At 61.7% G+C, this 10,011-nt stretch carries 9 protein-coding genes; 4 read left to right on the top strand and 5 right to left on the bottom strand.

The features are described from left to right. Positions 1–93 precede the first annotated feature (93 nt). The 3 genes from T370_RS0119425 to modA all read right to left on the bottom strand — a co-directional run bounded on the left by T370_RS0119425 (position 94) and on the right by modA (position 2,034). Positions 94–360, bottom strand: a complete 267-nt coding sequence (locus tag T370_RS0119425; RefSeq protein WP_005025276.1) for a SlyX family protein — start codon at positions 358–360, stop codon at positions 94–96. Further along, positions 357–857 (bottom strand): EVE domain-containing protein, encoded by a 501-nt coding sequence (locus tag T370_RS0119420; protein ID WP_029436725.1) that lies wholly within the window; start codon positions 855–857, stop codon positions 357–359. Before T370_RS0119420 ends, T370_RS0119425 begins: the two co-directional genes overlap by 4 nt. Before the next feature lie 394 nt (positions 858–1,251). Beyond that, entirely contained in the window at positions 1,252–2,034 is a 783-nt protein-coding gene (modA, locus tag T370_RS0119415) for a molybdate ABC transporter substrate-binding protein (RefSeq protein ID WP_034507173.1), read from the bottom strand. Positions 2,035–2,222: 188 nt separating this feature from the next. Between modA and T370_RS0119410 the strand changes: the two genes are divergently transcribed. Further along, positions 2,223–3,365: a TOBE domain-containing protein gene (locus T370_RS0119410; protein WP_029436723.1), complete on the top strand. Its 1,143-nt coding sequence runs from the start codon at positions 2,223–2,225 to the stop codon at positions 3,363–3,365. A gap of 234 nt (positions 3,366–3,599) precedes the next feature. On the opposite strand, the gene T370_RS0119405 is transcribed toward T370_RS0119410, so the two are convergent. Together T370_RS0119405 and modB are read right to left on the bottom strand one after the other, a co-directional pair. Beyond that, entirely contained in the window at positions 3,600–4,355 is a 756-nt protein-coding gene (locus tag T370_RS0119405; RefSeq protein ID WP_029436722.1) for a sulfate/molybdate ABC transporter ATP-binding protein, read from the bottom strand. Further along, positions 4,355–5,047, bottom strand: coding sequence for a molybdate ABC transporter permease subunit (modB, locus tag T370_RS0119400; RefSeq protein WP_009733508.1), 693 nt, complete (start codon positions 5,045–5,047; stop codon positions 4,355–4,357). Before modB ends, T370_RS0119405 begins: the two co-directional genes overlap by 1 nt. Positions 5,048–5,744: 697 nt before the next feature. Here modB and glpA point away from each other — a divergent pair. From glpA to T370_RS0119385, 3 genes are read left to right on the top strand one after another with little or no spacing between them, the layout of a single operon-like run. Next, positions 5,745–7,412 carry an anaerobic glycerol-3-phosphate dehydrogenase subunit GlpA gene (gene glpA, locus T370_RS0119395; RefSeq protein WP_034507170.1) on the top strand — a complete coding sequence of 556 codons (1,668 nt, stop codon included), beginning with the start codon at positions 5,745–5,747 and terminating at the stop codon, positions 7,410–7,412. Next, the gene (gene glpB, locus T370_RS0119390; protein ID WP_005025262.1) at positions 7,409–8,698 is read left to right on the top strand and encodes an anaerobic glycerol-3-phosphate dehydrogenase subunit GlpB; all 1,290 of its coding nucleotides are present in this window, start codon (positions 7,409–7,411) and stop codon (positions 8,696–8,698) included. Before glpA ends, glpB begins: the two co-directional genes overlap by 4 nt. Positions 8,699–8,705: 7 nt before the next feature. After that, positions 8,706–9,935, top strand: coding sequence for an anaerobic glycerol-3-phosphate dehydrogenase subunit C (locus T370_RS0119385; protein WP_016360729.1), 1,230 nt, complete (start codon positions 8,706–8,708; stop codon positions 9,933–9,935). The last annotated feature ends 76 nt before the right edge of the window (positions 9,936–10,011 follow it).

Genomic DNA, 10,011 nt, shown 5'->3' with positions numbered 1-10,011 from the left:
AGGAAAGGGGGAGGTTTGGAGGGGGGAAGGAGGGCCTTTCTGAAGAAAGGCCCTCCTTCCCCCCTCCAAACTTTTTGTCTAATCGAACAAAACCTATGCAAGCTTCATATAATGCGGGGGCACGGTCGCTTCGCCGCCTTCGTTGCCGACAAGCTCCCAAAGCTCACGGAACTTCTCCTCAACGGCTTCCATACGCCCTTGAAGATCGTCCAGCTGCCTCTGCTGGAGCGTGATCGCCTCGTTGAGGGCGGAAAGCGTCCGCTCCTGAAAATAGACCTGCTCCTCCAGCCGCTCCAAGCGGGCGACACGGGCCTTCAGCGCGGCAAGCTCGGCATCGGGAGAATGCAAAAGTTCGCTCATGCCTTCACCTCTTGCCCCGCCGCCTTGTCCGCGGCGAGCTGGTCCGCCAGCCTGACGATGGCGGCATAGGCTTCGGCCTCCACGGGCTGTACGGAAAGGCGGCTTCCGGTCTTCATGAGCTCCATACCCGCCAGCTCGGGGACAAACCGCAACAGGCTGCGGGGAACCGGCGGCTCGAATCGCCGCACCAGCTTCACATCCACCATGTACCAGCGGGGATCGCCCGGTGTGGCTTTCGGATCGAAATGCCCGGCCTCGGGATCCTGCGCCGTGATATCGGGATGCCCTTCGCGCACGATTTCCACAATCCCGGCGATTTCAGGATTCTTGCCGCTGTGGTAGAAGAATCCCAAATCCCCCTTCTTCATGTCGTCGCGCATAAAGTTGCGGGCCTGATAATTCCGCACGCCGTCCCAACTTGTGGTCTGGCCGGGCGCGTTTTCCAAATCGGTAAACGAATAGCAGTCGGGTTCGCTTTTGAAAAGCCAATGCCGCATGGTTCCGTGCTCCTGAAAAAAATGAGGATTCGGGAATATTGTTCCCTGAATCCTCATTCCTTGCAAGCTTTTTGCTTTCCGGGGAACCGGCCTTGCACAGCACCAGCAACCGCCAATGAATATTGACGTTTTCCTAAAAACCTCCAACATGCCCTTCCCACGGCAACCCGCCACCCTCAAGGGAATCCATAAAGAAAAAAGCCTCCTGCCGACAGCGATGCCGCAGACGAAACAATCATCCAACATCGTTCGAGGGGAAACATAAAAAGAACGACTGCGAGCAGGGATTCGATAACGTCGAAAGTCTTGGGATGGGGAGGGATGGGGTGTGGGGAAGGGAGGGGAAACCTTTCTTCAGAAAGGTTTCCCCTCCCTTCCCCACATGTATATGCAACTACTTCTGCGGGTTGCTGAAGCCATACTTGGCAAGCACAGCCTGCCCTTCGGGAGAGAGCACGAAACCGACGAACTTCGCGCCGCCATCACGGTTGCTGCCCGTGGTCGCCACGGCGATGGGATACAGGACGGGCTTGTGTCCGTCCATCACGGCAGCCACCTTCATCTTGTCGCCGCCCTGCTTGGCGTCGGTACGGTAAACGAAACCGGCGTCGACCTCGCCACGGCCCACATAATCCAGAGCCTGACGGACGCTCGCGCCGAAAACATACTTGGGCTGCAACGTTTCCCAAAGGCCGGCGGTCGTCAGGGCCGCCTTGGTGTAGCGGCCGGCGGGGACGGAGTCGGGATTCCCCACGGCGATGCGCTTGACTTCGGGCTTGGCCAGATCCTTGGCCCCGGTCAAGTTGAGCTTGCTGTCGGAAGGAACGACCATGACGAGATCGTTGAGCGCGAAATCTTTGCGGGTGGCGGTATCGACCAGCTTCTTGGCCGCGGCTTTGTCCATCGTTTCCTGATCCGCGGAAGCGAACACATCGACGGGGGCCCCCTCTTCCATCTGCTTGAGCAGCGGGTTGGAGGCCGCAAAGTTGGTATGTACCTTGATGTCGGGGTATTTCTTCTCAAAGAGCCCCTTTATCTCCGTGAACGCATTCGTCAGGCTGGCCGCGCCGGAAACCGTGATTTCCTGCGCCGCAAACGCCGGAGCCGCCAAAAGGAGGCATCCCAAAAGGCTGAACGCCGCATTTCGGGCACACCGACGGAAAAAACGCTTATCCATGTTCATACTCCTTTGTTGTTCGACTGTTGCGGTTCACGAACGATAACCTTTTCAGCAATACCCCCCTTGCGTTTTCCCGGCAATCTTGTCACTCTTTCGAGAAACTGCGTGACCGACTTTCGCCCACATCAGCCCGTGGGATAGCCTGCATATCCCGAGAAGTCGCTTATCGGTACAGAGGAGATTCCATGCAGGAAGAAATAACCCGCCTTGTTCAGGGGCTTGATGACTCCGCCCTGCGGTTCATCGAAGCCTGTGTCCGCCACGAACGTGAAACCCGCAACGCGCCCCAGGTCCCGCCCCCGTCCACGCCGCATCCCGGCGGCCAATTCACCGTCCCGGAAAATGTCAGGCACCTGACCTCGGAACAGCTCGACGCCGTCTCCAAGGCGTTTCTTGATTGGTACAAGGCGTCCGTCTCCACGACGCAAGGCCGTTCAAGGGGACGGCTCTGGCTGGTCTTTCTGCTCATCCGCTACGGCGCGCTGCGTCTCGGCGAAGTGTTGTCCATCGACGACCGCACGGATCTAGACTTTGCCCGTTCCGTCGTCAGCGTCCGGGGGCAGAACTTCAGGGAACTTCAATTTCCCGAAGCCATCATGACGGAAATCCGGCAAGTGCTGGAGTCCCCCCTCATGTTCGGCCTGCGCGGCGAAGTGCTGCACCTCGATCAAGGCTATGTGCGCCGCATCTTCTATGAGCGGGCGAAAGACGTCGATCTGCCCAAAGAGCTCCTCAGCCCCCGGGTCATCCGGCATTCGCGGGGCATAGAGCTTCTGCGCGGCGACGTGCCGCTCAAGATCGTCCAGCAGTTCCTCGGGCAGCAGAGCCCGACCCTGACGGCAAGTTACCTTCACTTTTCCCGTGAAGACGCCCGAAAAATCGTCCATTCCCATATTAGGAGGGAAGCTATGAAAAAAACCAGCGCCCGCAACGCGTTCACTGGAACCATTAACCGCATCAAGCGCGGCGACCTGCTCGTTGAAGTGGAAATCCTGACCTCCACCGGCCTTCAGGTCGTCTCCATCATCACGGCTGAAAGCGCCGACAACCTCGAACTCCGCGAAGGCATCAACACCACTGCGACGATCAAGGCCCCGTGGGTCATCATCAGCACCGGCGACGCGCCCACCAGCGCACGCAACCACTTCTCCGGCAAGGTGCAGAGCGTCCAGCTCGGAGAAATCGAAGCCGAAGTCCTCGTCACCCTCGACGAAGGCACCACCGTCTGCGCCGTCATCACCTCCCAGAGCGCCCGTGTGCTCAAGCTTGAGCCCGGCAAGCCCGTGTCCGTCCTGTTCAAGGCGTTTGCCGTCGTTTTGGGGATGTAAACGAGATCTTGGGGAGGAAGGGCCTTTCTTCAGAAAGGCCCTTCCCCTCCATCCCCAAAGACTTTCGCCTTTATCGAATCCCTATTGCAGGGGATTGCCAAGAACGGAAAAGCCTTCTCCGAACACGGGGAAGGCTTTTTGCTATCGGGGAAAACCGGAAGCCGGGCAAAACGAGGGCAGCGGAAAAGCGGCGGCGTTTCTTCGTTTTTGTCCTCGCTGCCGTGTTTCTTCCGGTTACACTTCCACCAGCGGCGCGAGGAGCGAAAGGGCGTCCGGCTCGCTCGCCCGGCGGGCGGGATAATCGTCGAGGACATGCCGGATCATGCCATTGCGGTAGACGGCCAGCGAGTCCGCAAAGGCGTCCACGTCGGCGGGATCATGGGTGATCAGCACGACGGGGATGTTCCATTCGTCGAGCAGGGCACGGATCTCGCGGCGCATCCTGACCCGGAGGAGCGGGTCCAACGCGGCGAAGGGCTCGTCCAGCAGCAACATACGGGGCGCGGTAATAAGGGCGCGGGCAAGCGCGACGCGCTGCCGCTGGCCCCCGGAAATTTCACGGGGATACCGCTCGGCCAGATGCCCGACCTCGAAACGCTCCAGAAGATCATCTACGGATTTGCGGGCCGCAGGGGAGGGGCGGCCGAACAAGGTCCGCTTCGTCTTGTCGAGCGCGAATTCCACATTCCTGCGGACCGTCAGATGCGGGAACAGGGCGTAGTCCTGAAAAACATACCCGAGATGGCGCTCACGGGCCGGGAGATCGATGCCCTTCTCCGAAGCATACAGCACATCGTCCCCAATCTTGATGTATCCGCCGTCAGGCCGGACCAGCCCCGCCAGCGACTGGAGGGTAAGCGTCTTGCCGGAACCGGAGTGCCCGAACAGGACAAGCCGCCGGGTGGCGCAGCTCAAGGACACGTCGAGGGAAAAACTGTCGCCGCTTTTCCGCCCCGTGGCGAGGCGCTTGCGTATCTGCACATCAAGCATCAGCGGCCTCCCGCCTTTCCGCCGAACAACCTGTCGGCAAGGACAAGAATGGTAAGGCACAGGCACGACGTCAACACGACCAGCACCGTCGCCTGTTCGTCGTTGCCCGCCTGAAACGCGTCATAGATGGCAAGCGCAAGGGTCTGCGTCTTGCCGGGGATATTGCCCGCGATCATCAGCGTCGCGCCGAACTCGCCCATGCCACGCGCAAAGGCCAGCATCCCCCCGGCGACGATGCCGCGCCACGCCAGAGGCAGCGACACCTGCCAAAAGACCTTCCACTCCGACGCCCCGAGCGTGCGGGCCGCGTTCTCAAGACGCGGGTCCACCAGCTCCAGCGCGGCACGGGCCGACTTGTAGATCAACGGAAACACGACCACCGTAGCCGCAACCACGGCTCCCTGCCATGAAAAAATCAGGTTGATGCCGCACTCGGCCAGCCACGGCCCGATGACGCCGCGCCGCCCGACCAGCAGGATAAGATAATAGCCCAGAACCGTGGGCGGCAGTATCATCGGAAGCGTGCACATGGCGTCCAAGACAGCGGAAAAAGGCGAACGGCGGCGGGCCAGAAGCCACGCGGCGGCGACCCCGGCGCAAAACGAGGCGGCGGTCGCAAGGCCCGCGACCTTCAACGACAGCAAAATCGGCGACCACGGGATCATCCCGTCCGCGAAAAACTCCGAAATCATGCTCATGCTCCCGGACATGCCTGAATCGCGTTCCCTCCGCAATCCAGTCACGAAAACATCAAGAAGAGAGACTGCAGAAACGGTTCTGGAAGCATCGGGCGGAAGACTCTCTGGAGAAGAAAGGAACCTCCCCGCGCTTCTCCTCTCCAGAACCACATGCACGGGCCCGCACCCATCCCTCGCTTCTTCAAAGGCTTTCGTACCTGTATCAACCCATTGGTTACAGTACTCCCTGAAACGGATTGCCCTTGAAATGGACCCTCTCAAAAAAGCGACCTGCCGACAACGCAGCGCCCCCTCGTCCAGCTTTCCATCGCTTCAAGACATATCGGCATTTCCCCATCTATAACCATTAGGGTAAGCCAACAAGCCTTTTGTATTTCCTTATAACGCAGATCCGGGAGACGTATGCCATCGTTCAGCTTTTCCAATCGTCCCGTCCCGCCGCCGACCCTTACGAAAATTTTAGGGGGATAGGGGTGTTTTTTGGGAGGGGAAAGGGGAGCTTTTTCAAAAGGCCCGCTTTCCCCTCCCCAATATCTCACTTTTTCAAAAATTTTCGAATAAGAACTTTTTATCCTTGTCTATGGTTTCATATGTGAATATTCTATTGTAAACGGATGGCAAAGAGGCTACGTTCAGGGACGACGCACTCCCGGGGCGAACCGGGACAAATCCAGAAAGAACGGGAACATCCATGCAGGAACTTTCAGAATATACCAAGCGGCACTGGGACGTCGTCGTCATCGGCGGCGGAGCCACGGGCGCGGGAACCTTGCGCGACCTCGCCATGCGCGGGGTCAAGGCGCTGCTGCTCGAACAGCGCGACCTCGTCCACGGCACAAGCTCCCGCTTCCACGGCCTGCTCCACAGCGGCGCGCGCTACGCGGTGAAAGACGCCGAGGCGGGCCGGGAATGCATCGAGGAAAACCGCATCCTCCGGCGCATCGGCAAGCACTGCGTCGAGGAAACCGAAGGCTTCTTCGTCCGCACGCCCGAAGACGGGGCCGAGTTTGAAGCTACGTGGGTCACGGCCTGCGACAAGTGCGGGATCGAAGCCACTCCCCTCACCGTAAAAGAAGCCCGTGCGCTCGAACCCAATCTCGCGGACAACATCGTATCCGTGTACCGCGTGCCAGACTCCGCCGTGGACGGCTTCCGCCTCGTCTGGCAGAACGTCCAGAACGCCGTCCGGCATGGCGCGGGCTTCCGTACCTATACGGAAGTCACTTCCATCAACAGCGCCAACGGACAAGTCACGAGCGTAAGCGTGCGCGACTCCCGCACCGGGCAGACCGGGGAAATCCCCTGCAGCTTCGTGGTCAACGCCGCCGGGAGCTGGGTGGGCGAGCTGGCCCATACCGCGGGGCTGGACATCAACGTCAAGCCCGACCGCGGGACGCTGGTTGCCTTCAACCACCGCTTCACCAGCCGCGTGATCAACCGGCTGCGCAAGGCGTCCGACGGCGACATCTTCGTGCCGCACGGCTCCATCACCATCCTCGGCACCACCTCCAAGAAGACCGACAAGCCCGACGACACCGTGCCCGATACCGCCGAAGTGCATGAGCTGCTCGACATCGGCCGCGTGCTTTTCCCGGAAATCGACAGCTACCGCATCCTCCGCACCTTCGCGGGGACGCGGCCCCTGTACACCGCCGACCCGTCCGCCGAAGGCCGGGGCGCTTCCCGCAACTTCGTGGTCCTCGACCATGAAAAGGAAGGGCTCAAGGGCATGGCGACCATCTGCGGCGGCAAGCTGACCACCTACCGCCTCATGGGTGAACGCATGGCCGACCTCGTCTGTGCCAAGCTCGGCGTGGCCGCACAGTGCCGTACCGCCGTGGAGCCGTTGGTGGAGGATACGCCCCCGGCCCTGCTGGAACGCGCGCGCAAGGTCTTCCCGGCGCAAGGCTTGGAACAGGCCGAATCGCGCCTTGGCGACAGTTTTGCCGCCACGGTGGAACGCCTTGAGGCCGCGCCGTGGAAAAAGGCGCTTTTGTGCGAATGCGAGCGCGTCACCATCGCGGAATTCGAACAGGTCGCTTCCGAACCCACGTCCCATTCCCTCAACGACATCCGCCGCCGCACCCGTATGGGCATGGGCACCTGTCAGGGGAGTTTCTGCGGCTTGCGCGGCGTGGGCGCGGTGCTCGAAGCCAAGCTGTTGCCCGCCGGGATGCAGGCCTGCGGTACGGGAGAGTGCGACGCCCTCCCCTGCGGCGCGCCGGATCTGCTCCAGAGCTTCCAGCAGGAGCGCTGGTACGGCATCCGCCCGGTGCTGTGGGGCAGCGAATTGCGTGAAACCGAGCTGGCGCGCGGCATGTACGGCGCGACCCTCAACGTAGACGGAGCCGACGAATGATCAAAAGAACACCCTATGACGTCATGATCGCCGGGGGCGGCCTTTCCGGGCTGAGCGCGGCCCTGTTCGCGGCAAAGGCCGGGAAGCGCACGCTGCTCGTCACCAAGGGCTCCGGCGTGCTCGCCATCGGCGGCGGCACCATCGACGTGCTCGGCTACCGTTCCGACGGCACGCCCCTTACCTCGCCCTTCGACGGCTTCGACAGCCTGTCCCCGCGCCATCCCTACGCCATCGTCGGCGCGGAGACCGTCAAAAAAGCGCTGTCCTGCTTCCTCGAGTTCTGCGACGAGGGCGGCTGTCCCTACCTCTGCAACAACGAACAAAACACCCGCGTGGTGACGGCCCTCGGCACGACCAAGCCGAGCTATCTTGTGCCCCATACCATGTCGATGCACGGCGTGGCCGAAGCGGCCAACATTTTCATCGCCGGGGTCGAGGGGCTCAAGGACTTCTCCCCGGCGCTGGCGGCGCAGGGCCTTGCGACGCGCAAGGGGTACATCGGGAAGAACATCGTCCCGGTCATCCTGCCGAGCCCGTTCCCGCTCCAGCGCGACCTCTCCACCCTCGATCTGGCCCGCTATCTGGATACGCCCGAAGGCATCCTCTGGCTGAGCAAGAGCCTGAACAAATACATCGTGCGCGGCGTGCCCGGCGCGGTGTTCGTCCCGGCCATCCTCGGTACCGCCGCCAACAACGACGTGCACAACGCCATCAAGGATCGCACGGGGCACATCGTCAACGAAATCTCCAGCCTGCCCCCGGCGGTGACGGGGCTGCGCCTGCACGCCCTGCTCCTGCGCCTGCTCAAGAAATACGATGTGGATCTCATCGAGCAGTCCACCATCACCGGGGCCGTGGTCGAAAACGGGCGCTGCGCCGCGCTGATCACGACCAACAACGGGCAGGAGCGCCGCTATGAGGCGCGTTCCTTCATCATCGCCACGGGCGGCGTGCTCGGCGAAGGGTTCGCCATCGAGCCCGAACGCGCATGGGAGCCGATCTTCAATATTGATCTGCCCCTGAACCCGTCGTCTCCAGAGTGGTCGCTGCCGGAAGCCTACCCGGCCTGCCGCCAGACGCCGGGGACGCCCCGCCCGTCGCACGGCTTCGCCCTGCTTGGCCCGGATGTGGACGCCAAACTCCGCCCGCTCGGCAAGGACGGCAACCCGCTGTGCGGCAACGTGTTCTTTATCGGCAAGACGCTCGGCGGCTACGATCACGCCGCGGAGAAGTCCGGCAACGGCGTCGCGCTGTCCACGGCCCTCTTTGCAGCCATGAACGCCTGAGGTGCGTATGAAACCTATTGAAACTGTAGATAAATGTACAACCTGCTCGACCTGCGTGGCCTATTGCCCCGTCACCAAGGCGACGCGGGCCTTCAAGGGGCCGAAGCTGACCGGGCCTTCGTCCGAGCGTTTCCGCCTGTATGACGAAACCGGCGGCGGGGAAATCTCGGAAATCGAGGCGCTGGACTATTGTTCCAACTGCAAGAACTGCGACATCGCCTGTCCGTCCGGGGTCAAGATTTCGACCCTCAACATGCTGGCCCGTGCGGAGTACTGCAAGCGCCACAAGCCGCCCCTGCGCGACTGGGTACTGTCCCACGGGCGTATGCTCGGCAGGCTGGCCCGCCGTTTTCCGGGCTGGCTGGTCAATGTCGGCTCCACCAACGCGCTGACCCGGCTCATCCTCGACAAGTTCGGCGTGGACGCCCGCGCGCCCATGCCCGTGTTCGTGCCTCGGAGCTTCACGGAATGGATGGGCGACCACAACGCGATGCTGACGGCCTCGGATCGCAGCCGCCTCACCAAGAAGGCCGTCTTTTTCCCCGGCTGTTACGTGAACGACTACGACCCGCAGACCGGCAAGGATCTCGTTTTCATGCTGGAAAAGGCGGGGTATGAGGTCATTGTGCCCGAGTTCGAGTGCTGCGGGTTGCCGATGGTGGCGAACGGCTTCTTCGACGACGCCCGCGCCGCCGCGAGCCGGAACGTGGACACGCTCGCCGCTCTCGTTTCGTCCGGCGATGTCCCCATTTTGACGGTCTGCCCGAGCTGCCAGCTCATGCTCAAGCAGGAGTATGCCGAGTATTTCCCGGAACTCGGCAAGCATGAGTCCATTGTCCCCCATGTGCAGGATGCCTGCGAGTTCCTCATCGGCCTTATCGAGTCCGGCGAGCTCGACATCGACGTACGCGAAGACGCCACGAAGCTGGTCTATCATGCCCCCTGCCACCTGCGCGCGCAGGGCATCGGCAAGCCGGGCCTTGATCTGCTCCGCATGGCTTCCGCCAACGTCGAGGACGCCCGTTCCGGCTGCTGCGGCATTTCCGGCAGTTACGGCTTCAAGAAGGAAAAGTACGATGTGGCGGCCTCGGTCGGTTCCGATCTCTTCAAGGCCGTCAAGGACAGTGCCGCCGAGTATTGCGTCACCGAGTGCGGCACCTGCCGCCTTCAGATTTCGCATCACACGAAGCTCCCGTCCATGCATCCGATCTCATGGTTGAGGAAGCTGGTGAAATAGAGGAAAAATTGGAGGGGGGAAGGGGGACCTTTCTAAAGAAAGGTCCCCCTTCCCCCCTCCAAACCTCCCCCTTTCC

This window comes from Bilophila wadsworthia ATCC 49260 (assembly GCF_000701705.1).
GTDB classification, from domain to species: Bacteria; Desulfobacterota; Desulfovibrionia; order Desulfovibrionales; family Desulfovibrionaceae; genus Bilophila; species Bilophila wadsworthia.
Note: the sequence above shows the minus strand (reverse complement) of the source record. Positions and strands in the feature narration are given on the sequence as shown.